This window comes from Nocardioides ferulae (assembly GCF_003660455.1).
GTDB lineage: Bacteria > Actinomycetota > Actinomycetes > Propionibacteriales > Nocardioidaceae > Nocardioides > Nocardioides ferulae.
This window is the reverse complement of record NZ_QZVR01000014.1, coordinates 64,470-83,046: the sequence shown is the minus strand read 5'-3', so window position 1 is coordinate 83,046 and position 18,577 is coordinate 64,470. Positions and strand designations below refer to the sequence as shown.

Below are 18,577 nucleotides of genomic sequence, written 5' to 3'. Positions count from 1 at the left end.
GGGGCGATCTGCACGCCGGCGCGCTTCAGCACCGCGCAGATCGGCTCGACCCCGACCTCCCGCCCATCGACCACGTCGTGGCGATGGGCATCGATGTAGGCCACTACCTGCTGGTGGGGCGGTCGAGCTCCGCCGCGAAGAAAGCCGCCGAGGTGCGCAAAATGTGATTTGCTCGCCGCAGCTCGCGGTTCTCCTGCTCGAGCTTGGCGATCCGCTCCGCCTCGGCGGTCGTGGTGCCCGGACGGACACCTCCGTCGACCTCGGCTTGGCGGACCCAGTTGCGCAGCGTCTCCGGGTGCATGCCGAGCTGCTCGGCCACCCGCGCGATCGCGCCCTGCTTCGTCGCCGGGTCCGCCCGGAGCTCCACGGCCATCCGGGTGGCACGCTCACGCAGCTCGTCGGGGTACTTCCTGGGTGCTGCCATGACTCTCATCCTCCATGGATTGAGAGCCTCCACCAGACCCGGGGCGATTCACGGTCATGCGGAAGAGCAGGTTGTCTCGGATGATCCCGGCGTTGTTCACCAGGACCGTCGGCTCCCCCAACTGCGTGACGATCTGCTCGACGCCGTCCTGGACGGCCTGCTCGTCGCTGACGTCGACGCGGACCGCCAGGCCCCGACCGCCTGCCGCCTCGATCTCCTCGACCACGGCCTGACACGCCGGCTCGTCGCGGTCGGCCACCGCGACAGCGAGTCCGTCGGAGGCCAGTCGGCGGGCGATGTCCGCACCGGTCACGATCGCCACCCGTTCCATGGTGGTGGACTTGTTCATGTGAAACCATCTCTAACGTTGAGGTGACGGGGACGGAGCTCGTCAAGCGACGGCTCAGACCGCGCAACGCTGAGCCTGGCTGGCGCGAACAGCGTCAGGTCGCGCGCCGGTATGTCGATGCTCACGGGCGCCCGAGTGCTCGGCGGGCAAGCTCCAGGTACCGTTCCACCGCGTCCCCCGGCGAGTCGTGAGCCTGGCCAGGGTCGCCCGCGGCACGCAACCGGTGGTCGATGCCCGCGGAGACGACGGCGATCTTGTAGTACGCCAGCGCCATGTGGAAGTCCCAGTGGGCGATGGTGACGCCGCCTGCGGCTTCGTACTGCGCGGCGAGTGTGGGCACGTCCGGCAGCCGCGGGCTCGACCACGCACCCGGGGCGCCGAGAATGAGATCGAATCCCGCGTTCGAGCTCACTGGCGGCTGAGCTCGGTCGCAGCGGGGTCACCGTCAACACCTTGTGCCCGGGTTGGGTGGAAACCGACCTGGTCAGCGACCTGCACTCCGACGAGCGGTTCCAGCAGCGCGTCGTGCGGCGTACCCCTGTCCGACGTTGGGGGGTCCCGGCCGATATGACGGCCGCCGCCGTCTTCCTGTCGGGTCCCGGGTCGGCGTTCATGACCGGACAGACCCTCGTGGTCGACGGCGGCCTCTCCGCGACCTGGTGAGTGGACCAACCACCCGCCGGCTGTTCGCCGGCGATGAGCACGTTCAGGCGAGGGCGTCCTGAGGGAGCGCGGCACGCGACAGAGTGCCGGTCGCATGCCGTTCAGCGGCCCTGGCGGCCACGTCCCCGTCGGAACAGAAGCCGGTCTGCCGACGCTTGAGGCACAACAAGCCCAGCAGCGTCCGGTCCTCCTCTACGACAGCGAGCCGCCGCTCGCCTCTGGCTACCAGCCACCGGCGCACGTCCTCAAGCGGGACGTCTGGGGCGACGGTGCGGTTGGTCAGGGTCGCAAGCGGCAGCGCCAGCGCGCCGTCGTCAACGTCCGCCTCGAGGTCCTCGCGCACCAGCGTGCCCAGCAGACTGGGCCCTCGGGTGAGGAGGAGCATGTGAACATGCTCGTCGGCGAAAGCGGCCCGCGCCCCGCCGACTGTCACCTCCGCGGGCATTGTCCATGGCCGGCGGACGAGCGCCTCGGCGACCGTCCTCCGGTCGGCGGCGTCGTCGTGTCCCGCCTGGATCGGCCGAACGGTGTCCCCCTTCACGGGAGGACGGAGCGATGAGGGGCGGGAACGGTCCTGACGGCGTGGACGCCCGGCCCTTGCCGTATCGAACCTGCCGCCGACCCCAGACAGGCAGGTGACTTACGCCTGAGAACTCCGTAGCTGCCCCCCCGGCGGTGCGGCACTAGGAGGGCCCCACAGCCACCGTGCTGGGCTCGACGGCGATCGAGTCGAGCCCTGTCCGGTGCACGTTGCGCCGCTGGACGGGGATGTAGTAGACGCTGGGGTTGGTGCCCATCTCCGGCTGCAGCTGTTGGGCGCCCTGCTCGCGGATGAGCCGGGAGACCTCCGAGTCGGGGTCGTTGAGATCACCGACGAAGCGTGCCCGCGCAGGGCACGTCTCGATGCACATCGGAAGGGCGCCGGCGTCGATGCGGTCCATGCAGAAGTCACACTTCTCGACTGTGCCGCGCACTCCCGAGGTGACCGCCGAGGAGCCGAGCGCATGGTCGGTGGGGCGTTTGGCCGGCTTCTCGTTGAAGACACGAACCCCGTAGGGACAGGCTTGGATGCACGAGCGGCAACCGATGCAGTCCTCAGTGTGGATCGCGACAATGCCGTCTTCGCGCTTGTAGGTAGCGCCGGTAGGACACACCGGCAGGCACGCCGGGTCCTCACAGTGCTGACATGCCATGGGCAGGAACGACAGGGTGGGGTGCTCGACGGTGCCTCCGACCTGGTCGATCTCGTCTCCCTCGACCGTGAGCACCCGGTTCCACCAGGTCCCTTCGGGGAGGTTGTTCTTTATCTTGCAGGCCACCGAACACGTCTGGCATCCGATGCAGCGGTTGAGGTCGATCACCATGCCCCACCGGCGGGGCCGTGCCCCATTCTGGGTCTTCGCCTTGGACATCGTCACTTCTCCTTCACGAGGGTCGGGGCGCCGCGCCGCTGGGCTTCTGGCATGACCGGGATGGCGGCCGCGTCGGCCTTGACCGCCTCGACCAGGACATCGAAGAACGAGCAGCTGTAGTGGCGGACGTTGGCCTGTTCGTGGGTCAGCTCCTGGTAACCGCCGGCGAGGAATTGGTGACGTTGCCAGCCCTTGTTGATGTTGCACGTGGAGTCGGGGAACGCGTTGTTGGTGCGCACCTTGAGGTAAGCCTCGCCCCGGTCGTTGAACACCTTGACCACGTCGCCGTCGACCAGGCCCCGGGCGGCCATCTCGCGATCGTTGAGCTCGACCAACGGCTCGGGGTCCATCTCGCGCAGGACGGGCACCTCGTAGTAGGTGCTGTGTACCCGGAACCGAGAGTGTCGCTGATTGAGCACCAACGGGTACTTGGCGAACTTCGGGTTGTCCCGCCACGCTTCGAAAGGCGGCTCGAAGTGCGGCAGCGGGTCGACGCCGTGGGTCACCGGGATCCGCAATGAGGGCATGGACTCGGGGTAGTTGACGATGACTCCCTCGGCGTAGAACTCCGCCTTCCCCGAGGGAGTCATGAACCCGCCGTCGCTCAACGGGATGTAGCCAGAGTCAAAGAGCCGGGCGACGCCGTCGCGGCGGAACTCTTCGGCGACCTCGGGCCGCTGCAGAGCCGTGGCAATGTTGTCGACGATCCGGTCGATCCACACCGTCGGGCTCTCGGAGAAGTATTGACCGACGCCGAGCCGCTGGGCCAGCGCGCCGAAGATCTCGTAGTCCGAGCGGGCCTGTCCGACGTTGGCGATGGCCTTCTGCTGACGCATGAGGAAGGGGTGCATGCCTGCGCAGAGGTCGTCGTTCTCGAACCAGCTCGTCACCGGCAGCACGATGTCGGCCATCCGCGCCGTGTCGTTCATGACCATCTCCATGCTGACGACCAGCTCGACGTTCTCCTCCGAGAGCATCTCGTTTCGGATGCGGTTCTGGTTGGGGAAGTTGCTCACGAAGTTCGAGCAGTTGAAAATGAGCGCCTTGACGGGCCAGTCCACCGGTTCAGGTGTGCTCGACCGTGGCCCGGCGAAGGGGTTGCTGGGGTCGGCGGGGACCCACTGCTGGGTTACCCCCTTGGCGACGGCGTCGTAGAGCAACAGGTAGTTGAGCTTGGCCGTGTGGTTGCCGGTCGGCATGGTCCACTCATCGAGCACCCCGGGGGTGAAGATGATGCTAATCGCGGTTCCGCCCATCAGCGAGCCGAACGGTGTGGCCCCCGGCTTGCCGATCTGCCCGCTGATGACACCCAGCGTGGCGATGCCGCGGCCGACTAGGTCGGCGTTGTCCCAGCGGTCGATACCCATGCCGGAGTAGATGAACGACGGCCCGGCGGTGGCGTAGCGGCGGGCGACCTCACGCACAAGCGCGGGCTCGACGTCGGTGACGTCCCACATCGCCTCCGGGCTGTGCTCGGCTGCGGCGTCGGCAAGGAGCTGGAAGGCGGGCCGAACCGTGACCGCCCCCTGGGGCGTCTGTACCTGGTAGGTGCCGAAGATCGCCGTCGTCGCCGTGTTGGGGTCGGCCGGGACGGGCACACCGGTGCTCGGGTCAAGGGCGAGCACAACGGGTTCCGCGGTCGGGTCCAAGTCGCTGGCCCGCAGGAACAGCCCGTTGTCCTCACGCACCAGGTAGGTCGCCACCGTGTGCGCGCGCAGGTAGGTCTCATCGTAGAGCCGTTCCTCGATGACGGTGTTGACCATCGACATGGCCAGGGCGCTGTCCGACCCCGGTCGAGGCCGCACCCAGATGTGGGCCTTGCTGGCTGCCTCGGAGAACCGTGGATCGATCACGATGAGCTTGGCACCGTTGTCGAGGGCGTCGGCGAAGAAGTGCCAGTTGTGCACCTGGGACTCGGTGACGTTGGTGCCCCACGCGATGATGGTCCGGGCATTGGCGATGTCCTCGGGCTGATGGGCTAGCATCCAGGCGGCCATGCCGCTGGCCAGGTTGGCCGCCACCTGAGTCTCGCCGGTGGCTAGGCCGAGGTCGATCGAGTCGGCCGCGAGGGTCGCCCCCAGCACGTTGGCCATGCGGTGCGCCGCACCGGCAAGCGCCCCGTTGATGAGTGCATAACTCCCGGACAGCGGCGCGAAGCAGACCGCCTTGTCACCATAGCGCTCGCGCACGCCGGTGAGCTTGGCCGCGATCTCGTCGAGCGCCTCCTCCCAAGAGATCTCCTCCCACAGGTTCTCCCCACGCTTCCCGGCCCGGCGCAGCGGCGTCGTGATGCGGTCGGTGCCGTATACCCGCTGCGGGTGGCTCAGCCCGCGCAGGCAAATACGGTTGTAGCGGGAGTCGGGGAACGGTGCCGCGGTGGTCTCGACGAGCTTGCCGTCTCGCACGTGCGCGTAGAGGCGGCAGTTCATCCAGCAGTTGGGGGTGCACGCGGAGGCGAAGACCTGCTCGCCTTCTGCGGGCAACAGCGGCAGAGGTGCTGTCAGTGCCATGGGAACAACTCCGATGTTGTGGGGGGATCGAGGGATGCCGGTTCAGCCGAGAGGGCTGACCTTGACGCCAGCGCACAGCTGGGCATAGCGGAACTGCAGGCTGCCGGCCACGCTGAGGGCGCCACCGATGGCAAGCAGGGCAGGACCTGCTGCCGTAGCGGCGAAAGCGATGAGGGTGAGGACGACAGGCACGCCGAACCCAATCAGCACGCTGGTCCAGAAGTGGGCGGCCATCCCACCCCGCAGCAAGCGGTGCAGTCCGGCCCGAGCCGCAGGAGTGTGCTCGTGCGCACGATCGAGGACGTACATGTGGGTGATCCCCAGCGTGGCCACCAGGCCGACAAGGAAGCCGACACCGAGCTCGGTCCGCACGTCCTCCAGCCGTCCGTTGACGGCGAGGACGAACAGCGTCAACCCCAGTGAAGAGGTCAGCGCATGAGCGATGAACTGCGCCGGCACCAGCGCCGAGTGCCACAGGCGGATCGAGATCGACTCATAGAGCACCATGCCGGGATAGGCTATGATCACGGCCGCTGCGGCGAAGGAGATGGCGATCATCACCTGAGCCGTCAGGTTTGCTTCCAGGAATGGTTCGTCCGTCCAGGGCAACGCCCCGAACCAGCCGGGGAGCAGATAGAGCGCGCCGATGATCAGGAAGACGAAGTCAGCGAGCGCCCCCCGCGCGATCCACGACCGGTCAGGGCGTTTCAACGCCTTTAGCACCCGTTCCGGCCTGCCCAGGTCCAGGATCAAGATCAGTCCGCCGATCCCAACCAGGACCAGGCCCACGACGTCGAGCAGGGACAGTCCCAGCACGGTTCCGGTGTCGGTGAGCGAGAACGCGTGACGCACCATGAAGGTGCCCGCCCCCAGCCCCATGGCCCAGAACCACAGCGCATGCGGTCCCCGCCAGTGTGGCTGTGGGACAAGGTGTGGTGCGAACCGGTCGTAGGTCCGCTCCCGTTCGATCAACGTCGGTTTTGCCATACCCGCCTCCGGTCCGCCGTGGCCGGCCTCGCCGGCACTCCATCCCACAGTCCGCGCAGGAGGGCGCCGGCGATATGGACCTTGGTCCCGAGTCGCCCTCCGAAGTGCCCGCCCTTCGACACCGGCCCCGAGTAGTCTGCGTTGCGGAACGGATGCGCGTGAGGGGCGACGCCCCCCTGGTGGCTCTGTCGGCTGCACAGGAAGAACGCAACAAGTGGCAACGAGGAGAGGCGAGCGTCTTGGTGGACCATGCGGAGTACTTGCCCGGCATCTATCAGGAGTTCAGAGAGCGCTACCCGGGTGTGGCGAGCGCCCAGGACACGCTGGCGCAAGAGATGGCAAGTGCGACACCTTTCGACGATCGAACTGTCCGACTACTGAAGCTCGCCCTTGCTGTGGGAGCCCAGTCGGAGGGGGCCGTCAGGTCGAACACCCGCAAGGCCCTCGCACTGGGCGCCAGCGCGGATGAGTTGCGGGCGGTGGCGATGCTGGCGGTGACGACCTGTGGGTTCCCCACCGCGGTCGCCGGGCTGGGGTGGATCGACGACGTCGACTCCGCCCCGACATCTGGCGGCTGACCGGCCGCGTAGGGACGTCTGCCGGAGGGCAGGCTTCCGATGACTCCCCACGGTCCTTCGGGAATCGAGCCAGCCGCATGCTGTCGAGGGTCAGACGGGCCGCTGGCCGCTAGAAGCCAAAGAGCGGCGACACACCTGGGGGCACGGGACTGGTGGCAGCGTGTTGCCACCAGCGGTTCTCGCTTTCTCCGACCAGACGGGTCGACGGCTGCCCTACCATGGAGTCGTGATCGAGGTGCAGGACCTCCGGCTGGACCCCGAGAGCCGACGCGTGTGGCGCGGTCGCGAGGAGGTAGAACTCTCCCGCAAGGAGTTCGACCTTCTTCACGCGCTCATCTCTCGGGGGTGTCAGATGGTCTGTGTAAGCGGTCGGTCCCAGCGAAGGATTGATGATGAGTGCTGTGACCGAAGGGACCGGGCGACCGGACTACAAGAAGGCTGCTGCGGCGGCACGGGCTGAACGGGCGGACCGGCCGGGTGCGAGGGCTGCGGCTGAGCTCGCCGCGTCGGGTGCTTTCGATGAGCTGTTCGCGAAGATCGATTCCGGCGAGATCGAGCTGACTGGCGATGGTGGGTTCATCCCCGGGCTGATCAAGGCCACCCTCGAACGCGGTTTGCAGGCCGAGCTCACCAGCCACCTGGGCTATGAGAAGGGCGCACCGGAGGCGTCGGCGGTAGCGAACTCACGCAACGGCACGACGCCGAAGACAGTCGCGACCCAGACCGGTGAGGTGGATCTGGCGATCCCGCGTGACCGCGACGGCACGTTCACCCCGGTGCTGGTCCCCAAGGGCAGCCGACGGCTCTCCGGGCTCGACGACATGATCATCAGCCTCTACGCCGGCGGGATGACGGTGCGCGACATCGCCCACCACCTGTCCTCCACGATCGGGACCGAGCTGTCGCACGAGACGATCTCGAACATCACCGACGCGATCGCCGAGGAGATCTTGGAGTGGCAAGCCCGGCCGCTCGAGGCGTTCTACCCCGTGGTCTACCTCGACGCGATCGTGGTCAAGGTCCGCGACGGCGCGCACGTGATCAACAAATCCGCTCACATCGCGGTCGGTGTCGACATGGACGGCGTCAAGCACGTCCTGGGCATCTGGATCCAGACCGCTGAAGGGGCGAAGTTCTGGGCCGGGGTGTGCGCCGAGCTCGCCAACCGCGGCGTGAGGGACGTGCTCATCGTGTGCTGCGACGGCCTCACCGGCCTGCCCGAGGCGATCGAGGCGACCTGGGCTCAGGCGACCGTGCAGACCTGCGTGGTGCACCTGATCCGTGCCTCGATGCGGTTCGTTTCCTACAGCGACCGCAAGGCGGTGGCGAAGGCGTTGAGGCCGATCTACACCGCCACCAACGACAAGACCGCCCGAGACTCGTTCGCGGCGTTCCAGGACTCGGTCTGGGGCAAGAAGTACCCCCACGCCGTGGCGACCTGGGACGCAGCCTGGGAGCGGTTCATCCCGTTCCTGGCGTTCCCGCCCGAGCTGAGGCGGGTGATCTACACGACCAACAGCATCGAGTCGCTGAACTACCAGCTGCGCAAGGTCACCAAGAACCGCGGACACTTCCCCAACGACGAGGCCGTCGTGAAACTGCTGTGGCTGGCGATCTGCAACATCGAAGACAAGCGGGCCCGCGAACGCGCCAAGGACCGCGGCAAGCCCGCCGCCGACCGCAAGGCCAAGGGCCGCCTCGTAGAGGGCCAGGTCGTGACGAACTGGAAGCAGGCCCTGGCCCAACTCGCGATCGCCTACCCCGACCGCATCAACCCCTACCTCTAAGACCCACAACCAACGAGACCGATCGCTTACACAGAAATCTTGACAAGCTCCATCTCTCGCGCCGGGGACATCGTCACCCGCGAGGAGCTCATGCGCGATGTCTGGGGCACCACGTTTTGGACCTCCTCCAAGACCATCGATGTCCACCTGGGCTGGCTGCGCCGCAAGCTGGGTGACGATCCTCGTCACCCGCACCTGATCACGACGATCCGCAGCAGGGGCCTCCGCTTCGAGCCCCATCCGCCGAGCTGACCTCTATCCTGCTGACCGCGTCTGCATCGCGCAGCTCACCTCAACCGAGTTTGGCCTGCAAAGCCGGGCCTGGGGAGTCGGCGATGCAGGGGCGCCCTGGCACGGGTCTGGGCAACACCGAGCACCTTTCGGCGGTCGAGTTGAGCGTGCCCCGCCTCCCCGCAATGCGGCCAGCTCGTTGGACCACTCATGGGCCGGGTGGGCTGTCGACGACACGGGTGAGCGGCACCCACTCACTATGTAAGGCGTCGGCAAGTCGCACGAGTGCAACCGTTGTGCCCAGTTCTAGGACTGTGGCTTCGAGCCAATCGCCGTCCCCCTCGGGGGCCACCCACACCGCCTGATTCCTTGTGACCACCCAGCGAGTGTGACATCTGAGGCCCTCCATGGGCAGACCACGCGGAGGTTTTCGCCGAGGGGCGGAAGCACACTCTGCGCACAGTCGGGGCCGCTGTGGAGGTGGACGCCCGGACACGCGGCGCCCGCCAAGACACCGCCCGACAGCCGCATCGGCCATCGACCTTGCAGAACTGACAGGCGTGCCACATCCACCCGCTACCCGCCGGCCCAAGTACCGCGCAGCTACGTGCGTTCGTGCACGCATGTAGTCTCTGAGCATGCCCGTCCACGTGAGAAGGCAAGAGGAGCGCTCGGCGTCAACACGGCGAGCGCTGCTCGATGCCACCGTGTCATGCCTCGCGGAACTCGGATATGCGGGAACCACCAGTGCCGCGGTCGCGGCCCGGGCGGGCCTCTCACGTGGTGCACAGTTGCACCACTTCGGAACCCGCGACCAGTTGGTCGTCTCCGCCGTCGAGCACTTGGCGCAGGAGCGCCTACGCCGCGTCCGAGAGCAGATGGAGCTGCTTGGGCCCCCTTCCACCGGAGCCCAAGGTGTAGGGGGCGCAGAGCAGCGCGAGACGGCTCTACGGTTGCTGGCGGAGGCGCTCTCTGGGCCCCTGTACGCCGCGAGCCTGGAGTTGTGGGTTGCCGCTCGGGCGCATCAGGCCCTGCGGGACCATCTCGTTCCGGCCGAAGACCGCGTCAACGCCGAGTTGGCCAAGATCTGCCGCACCTACGTCACCGCGGACCCCACAGAGATCCGGCTCACCCTCGACCTCCTCCTCGGAAGAGGAGTCAGCGGACTGTTGACTCCCCATCCAGGCCCTCGGCAGGCGGAGGCTCTCACTGCCTGGGCACTGCGTCTGCAGGGAGCCCCGCGTGGCTGACATGCATACGCTGCTGGCTATGTGGTCGGAGAAGTTCGTTGGCTACCCCGACGGCGCCGAACTGCCGGTCCACCACGACCACTGCCTGGGGTGCGGGCCGCACAACCCCCACGGGCATCATCTCCGGGCCGTTCGAGAGGGCGACGGCGTCGAGGCATGGCATGAGTTCGACGCCCGCCACGTAGGTGCGCCCGGCATTGTCCATGGCGGCGCGGTCGCTACCGTTGTCGACGACCTTTACGGCTGCTTGCTGTTCCTCGAGGGCGGGCCGGCGGTCACCCGCCAGCTGACGATCGAATACCTGGCGCCGGTACTCATCGGAACGACGTACCACCTGAGAGCCGACGTGGCCCGCCGAGACGGACGCAAGCTGTTCCTCACCGCCAGCGGGATCGGGCCGGGCGGTAGCGCTGTCGTCTCTTCGACGGCTGTCTTCGTCAAAGTCGGCGCGGAGCATTTTGCTCAGGGCACCACGACGCAGCCTAGTGACTAAGCCCCAGCTCCGATGCGAGGCACAATCGCGCCAACAGAACCTGCGCCTCGCCCGCCTCCCAGGGCTCACCGTGCACCGTCGCAACCGGAGGTTGCCGCAGCCGATCTAGTCTCTCAGTCCAATCACTCTGGAGGGCTTCGATGCGAACTGTTCCCAGTCACACTGCCGTCAAGTTGAGTGCTGCGGCCGAGCTGTTCGCCGAGCACGGTGTCGACCAGACGAAGATGGAAGACATCGCGGCTGCCACCACCATCCCCAAGGCGACGCTGTACTACTACTTCGCTGGCAAGGAGCAGATCCTCGCGTTCTTGTTCCGCGACGCCCTGGATCGCGTCGCCGACGAAGTGGCCATCGCGGTTGAGTCGGAGGGATCCGCAGCGGCCCGGCTAGCCGAGGTTATCCGGGCCCAGCTGCGGGTGATGGCCGAGCAACCGGCGGTCTGCCGGGCCTTGGTGGGCGAGCTCGGTCGGGCCGGCCGGATTCCTGAGATCGCAGCAATGATCCATTCGGCTTACTACCAGCCAGTGCAGTCGCTGATCGAAGACGGCGTAGTTGACGGCTCGCTGCGTCAGGTGCCCGACCCGGGGTCGGTCGCGATGGCGGTCTTCGGTGCGGTCACCATCAGCGCCCTGTCCTACCTCGTGAGCGCCCAGGACCTGGACCAGGAGCGCCTCGCGAGCGCGGTGACGACCCTGGTCCTCGACGGCGTACGTTCACACTGATCCCCAGCCCCGTGCCCTTCCGGCGCCTTGAAGAACCGTCGCCAGGTCTGCCGCGACGTCGGTGGTCACCTGACTGCCCTCGCTCGCGACTTCTCGAGTCAATCATCTTGGTTTGGCGTCCGCTGCAGATCGCAGCAACACCGGTCTCTTCCCGAGCGCCCGGTCGCGACAACCAGAGCACCACCGGCCCAAGCACCAACCCGGATAGTCGACCGACTCCACGGCATCGTTATCCGCGCCGGCCGCAGGCGCCCAGAATCTCGACAAGAGGCCCGGCCCCTCAGGGAATCGCAAGGGAGCCGGCGCCTCCCGGCCGGGCCGCCCAGCCCGGCCCAGCCTGGCCCAGCGTTCCACCCGAGCCAGCCCGCCGCGCTCTGCCTGCGCGGAGGAACTCGCCGGCGGGCACCCTGGGATAGCCCCACCTAGGCGAGGGGCCGCCTCACCCGTCGGGGGCTTACATGCATGCGCGCCTGCATGTAGGCTTACGGGGATCCGGGCGCTCCTCTCGACCCGTCCGCGTCCGGCGGGGGTGACCCATGTACTTCGGGCCTGTCTGGCGGCCATTGGCGGACCTGCTCTCGGACGCCGTGTGGCATACGGTGTGGTGGATCTATGGCGGAATGGTCGCCTTTGGGAGTTGCTGGCTGATCGGGTGCGGGGGCTACCGCGCCTGGCAGCAATGGGATCGTGACTGGATTGCGCGGCGAGAGCAACGACGAGCGAGCCGGGTCGACAGAGATGTCGCGCGCGGCCTGCGCGAGGTCGAGGAGTTCCTGCGACTTCAGTGCCCTGCCCCGGTGAACGAACTTCACCGGGGCAGGCGGCCGAGGGTGCCCCGGGGCCACCGCCGACCGCGGCCGCCTCGATAAGCGTGCGAGCGGGCGGAGATGACGTCCCACAGCGAGCGTCTGCCTAACGCGGTCGGCGAGCGCTCTCCCTGACGGCGGGGAGTGGACATGCATCCACACATGGTGAGGTTGGCCGCTGGTACCGCTGACGGCTGACGGCTGACGGTGGTGCTAACCAGCCCCTCGTGCGCGCGCCCTGAGTGCACTCTCGTGCTGGCTGGGGGCGCGGGCCCACTACTTGCCGATGGACTCGTTACGTGGCGTCGCCTCGCTGTCCTGATGGTCGGTGAGCATGCGCAGGAGCCGGTCACCCTCGACATCGAGGTCGGGCAGGAGCCGGTCCAGCCAGCGCGGTAGCCACCAAGCCTTGTCGCCGAACAGTGCCATCAGCGCCGGAGTCAACGTGATGCGCACCAAGAAGGCGTCGATAAGGATGCCGGCCGCGAGCGCGAACCCGATCTGCTTGATCATGACGTCGTGGCTGAAGATGAAACCGGCGAACACTGAGACCATGATGACCGCGGCGGCGACGACGACTCGGCTGGCCTGGTCGAAGCCGTGCACCACGCCGGCTTCGCCGTGGTGGCCATGAACGTGGGACTCGCGCATCGAGGAGACCAGAAAGACCTGGTAGTCCATCGCCAACCCGTAGAGGATCCCGGTAACGATGACCGGGATGAAGCTGAACAACGGCCCGCCGGTGTCGATCCCCACCAGCCAGCCGAGCCACCCCCAAGAGAACACCGCGGTGGTCACCCCAAAGGTGGCCAGGATACTGAGTAGGAAACCGAGCGTGGCTTGGATCGGTACGACGAGTGACCGGAAGACCACCAGCAGAATCAGCAGCGACAGGCCGACGATTATGGCCAGGTAGAGCGGGACGATTTCGGCGAGTCGGTCGGACATGTCGATGCCAATCGCGGTGAAGCCGGTGACACCCACCTCGACGTCATACTCCTGCGCGACAGCCGAGCTGGGTGAACGAAGGGCCTTGACGAGGTCGGCGGTGGCCTCGTCATCGGGGCCCGAGGTGGGGATGACGCTGAGCACCGCCATCTGCCCGTCCTGACTGGTTCCCACAGGTACCGCGGCCACCACCTCATCGCGCTGCTGTAATCGCTGCGTGACCGCCCCCAGGGTCTGGGCGTCCACGGCAGCGCCCTTGGAGGACTCCACGGTCACCAGCAACGGCCCGTTGAACCCCTCTCCGAACCCCAGGGTGACCAGCTCGTAGCTCTGCCGGGCGGCCGTGTCGGTGTTCGCGGTCGCGCCCGTCGGCAATCCCAGGTCCATGCTTGCTGCGGGGGCAGCTCCCATGCCCAGGACCGCGACCACACCGAGGATCACCGGCCAGCGGAACCGCAGCACCGCTTTGACCCACCGGTCCGCCACAGAGTGGGCGCCCTGGCCATCCCCTCGTTGGCTGTGTCCCTTGGCCCGAGTCTTGGCGGAGACGATCCGCTCTCCGATCAGCCCAAGTAGGGCTGGCAACAGGCTAAGGGCGATGAGGACGGCGAGCAGGACCGTGGCCGCGGCGACCAGGGCCATGGTGGTGAGCATCGAGATGCCGATGACGGTGAGCGCGACCAGCGCCACGAGCACAGTGAGACCGGCGAACAGCACGGCGCTGCCCGCGGTCCCAACGGCCCGGCCAGCTGCCTCGCGGGCGTCCAGGCCGCGGTCGATGATCAGTCGCCGCTGCCGGTTGACCACGAACAACGCATAGTCGATACCCACGGCGAGGCCGATCATCAACGCCAGGACCGGGGTGGCGGTGTTCATCTCCACCGACGTCGACAAGGCGAAGGCCGTCCCCACGCCCACCCCGACGCCGACCAAGGCGGTGACCAAGGGGAGGCCGGCGGCGATGAGCGAGCCGAGTGTGAGGACGAGGACCACGGCCGCGACCGCGAGCCCGACCACCTCGGCGGCGCCGACTGGGATCTCGATCGCCTTCAACGAGTCGCTGGGCAGTACCTGCAGACCGGTTCCCTGCTCGGCATCCTCGACCACCTCCAACACCGCAGAGACCTGCTCGTTTGTCAGGGACGTGGACGGCACGGTGAACTGGAACTGGAACAGCGCCACCGGCGCCCGGGTCGAGACCAGCACACCCGGCACCGGCGCCCCATCCAGGACCAGCGGCCGATACGGCGGCGGTGCCGGGTCTGGCCCATCGGCTTGCTGAGGCTGCGAGTCAGCAGCACCCTGCGCGTTCCCCGGTGGGGCGGCTTCCGGTCCGGCCGACGGCTGACCCTGGCCCTGGCTCAAGTCAGCCGGGTTGACGACCTGCTCCAACTCGTAGACCTTCCGCACGGTCTCGGCGAGCGCGGTCATCCTCTCCGGTGTCTCCAACCGTTCACCGTCCGGGACGGTGAACACCACGCTGGCCTGGCCGCCCGAAGCCTGCGGTAGCTCCGCGGCGACGCGGTCCAGGACCTGTTGGGCCTCCGTGTTGTCGATCTTCATCTCCGAGGTCACCTTCACCCCGTTGAACACCAACGCAGCCACCACTGTAGCCAGCACCAACACCCACCCCACGATGAATGGCCAGGGCCTGCCGTAGCAGCCGCGGCCGAGGCGGTACAAGAACGTGGACATTGGGGCTGCTCCTCGGGATTGATGTGCGTGCGGGTCAGAAGCCCGTACGGAGATGCATGAAGACCTCGGTCAAGAACTCGTCGAACTCCACGGCGTCGCGACTCGGCAGATCGCCAGGAAGGCGGACGTCGACGAGCCCCTCGAGCGCGGAGGAGACCATGCCGTAGACGGCGCCGACGAGCAGAGTGAGATAGGAAGCCGGATAGCGTCCCGCCGCCACGGAGACCATCCGCTCCTCGACCTCCAACCGCATCCGGTGCTGGACGTGGTACACGTGGGGCTCCAATGAGGGATACGCCCGCGCCAACGTCAAGACCTCCCGCATCCGGGACAGCCCCGTCGTCGTCAGCTGCAGCCGCAGCACGACCTCGACCGCATCCAGCAACGGTCGGCCCTCCGACACGTCCTCGAGTGCGTCGGCGGCAGCCTCGATACCGGCGTAGGCGACTGCTGCCACCGCCGCCTCCTTGCAGGGATAGTGATTCGCGAACGTACGGCGCGAGTACCCAGCCATCTCCGCGACCTCGTCTATCACGAACCCGCCCAGGCCGCGTTCCTTCGCCAGGTGGAAGGCAGCCTCGGCAAGCGCCTGCGCGGTCGCCGCGCGCTTCCTCCCCCTCAGGCCTTCGATCACGGCACCAGCCTCCCAGGCGATTGCCGAACAGGCAAGATTGCCCATCGCGCACATTCACCCCTCCTAGTCGCGGCAGCCGACCGGCCAACGCGAGTCACGGAAGTGGGTCCCGGGCGACGAACGCACCGACGGTCGGCGGCATGAGGCCGACGCTTCTGGGCACCATGAGTCGCATGGCTGCCGACTGGCGTCGGCGCAGTAGCGGCCCCAGCCGAGTCTCGAGCTGAGCCAAGGGGGCATTCCGACGACAGAAGGAGCTCGTTGTGAACGAGGGCTGGCCGGTCCCTGGGGCCCACGCTGGGGTGGCCAGCTTTGGCCTGCGTTTGATTGCTGGATCCATTGTCGCCTCGGCCACGCTTCCGTGGCTCGCAGACTGGAACCGCCGCCATACCTTCGGCCCCGAGTACGGGCCACACGCCCGCTGGCACGGCACGTCGGAGGTCGTCAGCGCGACAACGGAAGGACTCGTGGCGCTCTGGCTGCTGCATAGCCGCCGGCCGCACGACCCCTCCTCTGAACGACTCATCACCGCCGCCGCACTACTGCCGATCGCCCGCTGGGCACCTTTCAACCTGACCCTGTTCATACCCGACACCTCACCCTACGATCAGCACCGCATCCCCCAGCGGATCCTGGGAATGCCGGCCGCGCTGATGAGCCAGGATCTGATCGCCGTCACAGCAGCTCTCGGTCTCATCATGAGACGAGCCGCGCGGCGAACGTGACGGCCCACCGTCGGCGGCCGCCGACGACCGCCAACCTGCTCGGTGGCCGCTCTGAGCCAAGCCGCGGACGACCCTCGACTCCGACAGGGGTCTCGACCTGAGCGGTTGGGTGTGTTGTACTCGCAGTACAAACGCGCCGTTGCAAACGAGAGTTTGCCTCTGGGGTCCTTGGCCTGATGGGAATCACCACCTTCGCAGCAAGCCTCAGGCGAGTTGCGCCAGTCCCCGACAGGAGTGCAGCGGCGTGGACGGGCGCCTCCGCAGAAGGCACACGATGAACACCACCTGGAGAGTGCCGATGAGCAGTCAGCAACTGACCTACAGCCCGTTCGATCCCGACATCATCGTCGACCCCTATCCCATCTATCGAGAGCTCCGCAATGAAGCCCCCGCCTACTGGTCGGTGCAGGCGAACACCTGGGTGCTCAGCCGCTACAACGACGTCTGCGCAGCTCTCGCCGACCCGGCGACGTACTCCTCGGCGTCGGGGATCTTCCCGACCCCTCCCGGGGTGGACATGACCCAGTTGTTCCTGCCCATGCTCATCATGACGGACCCGCCGCGGCACACCGCGCTGCGCAAGATCGTCAGCAAGGCGTTCACCCCCCGGCGGATCAACGCACTGGAGCCGCACATCCACACCATCGTCGACGACCTTCTAAACGAGTCCCCAGATTCGGGCGGATGGGACTTCGTCTCCAGATTCGCCGGCCCCCTCCCCGCCATCGTGATCGCCGACATGCTCGGCGTACCACGGGCCGACCGCGACCGGTTCCGCATCTGGTCCACCACCCTCATCCAGTCCAACCCCACCCGTGGCGAGTTCGGCCCCGGACTCGACGCCGCCGCATCGCTGTACGAGTACTTCTCAGGGTTTCTCGCGGAACGACGCGCGCGCCCGCAGGACGACCTCATGAGCGCGCTGGTCCAGGCCGACGCCGACGGCGAACGCCTCACCGAGGAGGAACTCCTCGGGTTCTGCCTGCTGCTGCTCGTGGCCGGACACGAGACCACCACGAACCTGCTCTCCAACAGCGCGGTCGTGCTCGCTCAGCATGCCGATAGCCGCCGGCAGCTGGCGGACCGCCCAGACCTCGTCCCCGGCGCCGTCGAAGAGCTGCTGCGCTACGACTCCCCCGTCCAGGGCCTCTCGCGCACCCTGACCCGCCCGGTCGACCTGCACGGACAAGACATGGCGACTGGCCAGACCGTGCTGCTTCTGTTCGGATCCGCCAACCGCGACGACCAAGTCTTCGCCAAGGCGGATCAGTTCGACCTGCATCGCGCACCAGAACGGCAGGTCGCGTTCGGACGCGGGATCCACTTCTGCCTCGGCGCGGCGCTGGCACGTCTCGAAGCGCGCATCGCCCTGCAGACGCTCCTGGCCCGCCAGCCGGACTGGGATGTCGACCTGGACTCGGCCGTTCGACTCCGCTCCGGCCCCATCCGCGGCTATGTGTCCCTGCCCTTGGGATAGCTCAGGTCCGCGCCAGATCAGGTGCGGGCGGCAGCCCGCCCGTCAGCGGCCCACCGACGCCCGCTCTTCACCTCCTCGTGCTCGACGCTCCATCGCCGCTATACCTCGTTTGTGCAGCAGCCACCCGCCGACGAGCAGTAGCGCACCGAACGCCAGGAACCCGAGGTCCCACGACAGCGGGGAACCGACGTCGTCGCGCACGTGGTGCACACCGAGGAGGTGATGATCCACGATTCCCTCAACCAGGTTGAACATCCCCCACCCCGCCAGAACGAGGCCGAAGTGGAAGGACCAACTCGGAGCGAAACGGCCTTCACGCCAAGCCTTGATCGCCGCGATCGATCCAGCCAGGACCAAGACCCACGTCGCCATATGGAAGAAGCCGTCAGCCAAGGTGTTCACTTCCAGGCCCGCCACGGTGTCCGCCGGATATTCCTCCACGTGGCTGACCATGTGATGCCACTGAAGTATCTGGTGCAGAACGATGCCGTCTATGAAGCCGCCGAATCCTAGACCGTAGAGCAGACCCGAGACCTTCGAAGGCATCCGCGGACGCCGTCGCCCTTCTGTATCCGTATCCACGTCTAACATGTACCCGACGGGCACCTGATCATGCCGGCGACCCTCCGTGGAGGGAGCGGACTCAGAGCGGTCGACAGCCAAGAACTCGCAGCGAGAATCTCCCTTCCGGAGCCTCCGTTCCACGCCTCGCCAGCTCGCGGAGTTTGCCGACCTCGCCGCGGCGCCCACCCCAGGCGGTCTCACAGTTGACCAGCATGCCCGAGCAGGCCTTGACCGACCAGGTCCTCAGCATGGACGCGATGACGACGAATCCGACCCAGCCATGGCGATCGGCGTCGCGCGTCTCACCTGGAGGAGGCCCGCG

The 18,577-nt window shown here is 67.3% G+C and carries 19 protein-coding genes; 9 read left to right on the top strand and 10 right to left on the bottom strand.

Annotated features, from left to right (window positions below):
• Positions 1-103 precede the first annotated feature (103 nt).
• The 3 genes from D6B71_RS15390 to D6B71_RS23170 form a co-directional block, all read right to left on the bottom strand.
• Positions 104-424 carry a transposase gene (locus D6B71_RS15390; RefSeq protein WP_164519694.1) on the bottom strand — a complete coding sequence of 107 codons (321 nt, stop codon included), beginning with the start codon at positions 422-424 and terminating at the stop codon, positions 104-106.
• Complete coding sequence (locus D6B71_RS15385) at positions 387-746, bottom strand: SDR family NAD(P)-dependent oxidoreductase (protein WP_240641445.1); 360 nt, start codon at positions 744-746, stop codon at positions 387-389. The genes D6B71_RS15390 and D6B71_RS15385 overlap by 38 nt, the downstream gene beginning before the upstream one ends.
• A gap of 148 nt (positions 747-894) precedes the next feature.
• Complete coding sequence (locus D6B71_RS23170) at positions 895-1,113, bottom strand: hypothetical protein (RefSeq protein ID WP_206051795.1); 219 nt, start codon at positions 1,111-1,113, stop codon at positions 895-897.
• 53 nt (positions 1,114-1,166) lie between these two features.
• Between D6B71_RS23170 and D6B71_RS15375 the strand changes: the two genes are divergently transcribed.
• Positions 1,167-1,436, top strand: coding sequence for an SDR family oxidoreductase (locus D6B71_RS15375; RefSeq protein WP_121256584.1), 270 nt, complete (start codon positions 1,167-1,169; stop codon positions 1,434-1,436).
• A 43-nt stretch (positions 1,437-1,479) separates the two neighbouring features.
• Here D6B71_RS15375 and D6B71_RS15370 read toward each other — a convergent pair whose 3' ends face one another.
• From D6B71_RS15370 to D6B71_RS15355, 4 genes are all read right to left on the bottom strand, one after another.
• A complete protein-coding gene (locus D6B71_RS15370; protein ID WP_121256582.1) occupies positions 1,480-1,977 on the bottom strand; it encodes a CBS domain-containing protein in 498 nt (165 codons plus the stop codon).
• A gap of 142 nt (positions 1,978-2,119) precedes the next feature.
• On the bottom strand, positions 2,120-2,848 hold the full coding sequence (gene dsrO, locus D6B71_RS15365) for a sulfate reduction electron transfer complex DsrMKJOP subunit DsrO (RefSeq protein WP_121256580.1): 729 nt from the start codon (positions 2,846-2,848) through the stop codon (positions 2,120-2,122).
• Positions 2,849-2,850: 2 nt separating this feature from the next.
• Positions 2,851-5,358 carry a molybdopterin-containing oxidoreductase family protein gene (locus D6B71_RS15360; RefSeq protein WP_121256578.1) on the bottom strand — a complete coding sequence of 836 codons (2,508 nt, stop codon included), beginning with the start codon at positions 5,356-5,358 and terminating at the stop codon, positions 2,851-2,853.
• Between the two features lie 42 nt (positions 5,359-5,400).
• Entirely contained in the window at positions 5,401-6,345 is a 945-nt protein-coding gene (locus D6B71_RS15355) for a DmsC/YnfH family molybdoenzyme membrane anchor subunit (RefSeq protein WP_121256576.1), read from the bottom strand.
• 158 nt (positions 6,346-6,503) lie between these two features.
• On the opposite strand from D6B71_RS15355, the gene D6B71_RS15350 reads away from it, so the two are divergent.
• From D6B71_RS15350 to D6B71_RS15320, 6 genes are all read left to right on the top strand, one after another.
• Positions 6,504-6,923, top strand: a complete 420-nt coding sequence (locus D6B71_RS15350) for a carboxymuconolactone decarboxylase family protein (protein WP_206051794.1) — start codon at positions 6,504-6,506, stop codon at positions 6,921-6,923.
• A gap of 392 nt (positions 6,924-7,315) precedes the next feature.
• Positions 7,316-8,710 carry an IS256 family transposase gene (locus D6B71_RS15340; protein WP_121256572.1) on the top strand — a complete coding sequence of 465 codons (1,395 nt, stop codon included), beginning with the start codon at positions 7,316-7,318 and terminating at the stop codon, positions 8,708-8,710.
• A gap of 39 nt (positions 8,711-8,749) precedes the next feature.
• Positions 8,750-8,962 (top strand): winged helix-turn-helix domain-containing protein, encoded by a 213-nt coding sequence (locus D6B71_RS15335; protein ID WP_240641442.1) that lies wholly within the window; start codon positions 8,750-8,752, stop codon positions 8,960-8,962.
• Between the two features lie 617 nt (positions 8,963-9,579).
• Positions 9,580-10,191, top strand: coding sequence for a TetR/AcrR family transcriptional regulator (locus tag D6B71_RS15330; protein WP_121256568.1), 612 nt, complete (start codon positions 9,580-9,582; stop codon positions 10,189-10,191).
• Position 10,192: 1 nt separating this feature from the next.
• On the top strand, positions 10,193-10,684 hold the full coding sequence (locus D6B71_RS15325; protein WP_121256614.1) for a PaaI family thioesterase: 492 nt from the start codon (positions 10,193-10,195) through the stop codon (positions 10,682-10,684).
• A gap of 173 nt (positions 10,685-10,857) precedes the next feature.
• Entirely contained in the window at positions 10,858-11,406 is a 549-nt protein-coding gene (locus tag D6B71_RS15320; protein WP_240641441.1) for a TetR/AcrR family transcriptional regulator, read from the top strand.
• A 1,082-nt stretch (positions 11,407-12,488) separates the two neighbouring features.
• On the opposite strand, the gene D6B71_RS15315 is transcribed toward D6B71_RS15320, so the two are convergent.
• Positions 12,489-14,855: an MMPL family transporter gene (locus tag D6B71_RS15315; RefSeq protein ID WP_121256564.1), complete on the bottom strand. Its 2,367-nt coding sequence runs from the start codon at positions 14,853-14,855 to the stop codon at positions 12,489-12,491.
• A gap of 34 nt (positions 14,856-14,889) precedes the next feature.
• On the bottom strand, positions 14,890-15,543 hold the full coding sequence (locus D6B71_RS15310; RefSeq protein ID WP_121256562.1) for a TetR/AcrR family transcriptional regulator: 654 nt from the start codon (positions 15,541-15,543) through the stop codon (positions 14,890-14,892).
• 209 nt (positions 15,544-15,752) lie between these two features.
• Between D6B71_RS15310 and D6B71_RS15305 the strand changes: the two genes are divergently transcribed.
• Both D6B71_RS15305 and D6B71_RS15300 read left to right on the top strand, forming a co-directional pair.
• Positions 15,753-16,214, top strand: a complete 462-nt coding sequence (locus D6B71_RS15305; protein WP_121256560.1) for a hypothetical protein — start codon at positions 15,753-15,755, stop codon at positions 16,212-16,214.
• Between the two features lie 274 nt (positions 16,215-16,488).
• Entirely contained in the window at positions 16,489-17,691 is a 1,203-nt protein-coding gene (locus tag D6B71_RS15300; RefSeq protein WP_240641440.1) for a cytochrome P450, read from the top strand.
• 42 nt (positions 17,692-17,733) lie between these two features.
• Here D6B71_RS15300 and D6B71_RS15295 read toward each other — a convergent pair whose 3' ends face one another.
• Positions 17,734-18,237 (bottom strand): DUF2243 domain-containing protein, encoded by a 504-nt coding sequence (locus D6B71_RS15295; protein WP_206051793.1) that lies wholly within the window; start codon positions 18,235-18,237, stop codon positions 17,734-17,736.
• Between the last annotated feature and the right edge of the window lie 340 nt (positions 18,238-18,577).

Bases quoted from the DNA above. Each gene is read 5' to 3' on its own strand.
- D6B71_RS15355 (WP_121256576.1), bottom strand. From the start codon at position 6,345: ATGGCAAAACCGACGTTGATCGAACGGGAGCGGACCTACGACCGGTTC.
- D6B71_RS15325 (WP_121256614.1), top strand. From the start codon at position 10,193: ATGCATACGCTGCTGGCTATGTGGTCGGAGAAGTTCGTTGGCTACCCC.
- D6B71_RS15360 (WP_121256578.1), bottom strand. From the start codon at position 5,358: ATGGCACTGACAGCACCTCTGCCGCTGTTGCCCGCAGAAGGCGAGCAG.
- D6B71_RS15340 (WP_121256572.1), top strand. From the start codon at position 7,316: ATGAGTGCTGTGACCGAAGGGACCGGGCGACCGGACTACAAGAAGGCT.
- D6B71_RS15295 (WP_206051793.1), bottom strand. From the start codon at position 18,237: ATGCCTTCGAAGGTCTCGGGTCTGCTCTACGGTCTAGGATTCGGCGGC.
- D6B71_RS15315 (WP_121256564.1), bottom strand. From the start codon at position 14,855: ATGTCCACGTTCTTGTACCGCCTCGGCCGCGGCTGCTACGGCAGGCCC.
- D6B71_RS15390 (WP_164519694.1), bottom strand. From the start codon at position 424: ATGGCAGCACCCAGGAAGTACCCCGACGAGCTGCGTGAGCGTGCCACC.
- D6B71_RS15300 (WP_240641440.1), top strand. From the start codon at position 16,489: ATGAACACCACCTGGAGAGTGCCGATGAGCAGTCAGCAACTGACCTAC.
- dsrO (WP_121256580.1), bottom strand. From the start codon at position 2,848: ATGTCCAAGGCGAAGACCCAGAATGGGGCACGGCCCCGCCGGTGGGGC.
- D6B71_RS15330 (WP_121256568.1), top strand. From the start codon at position 9,580: ATGCCCGTCCACGTGAGAAGGCAAGAGGAGCGCTCGGCGTCAACACGG.
- D6B71_RS15310 (WP_121256562.1), bottom strand. From the start codon at position 15,543: ATGTGCGCGATGGGCAATCTTGCCTGTTCGGCAATCGCCTGGGAGGCT.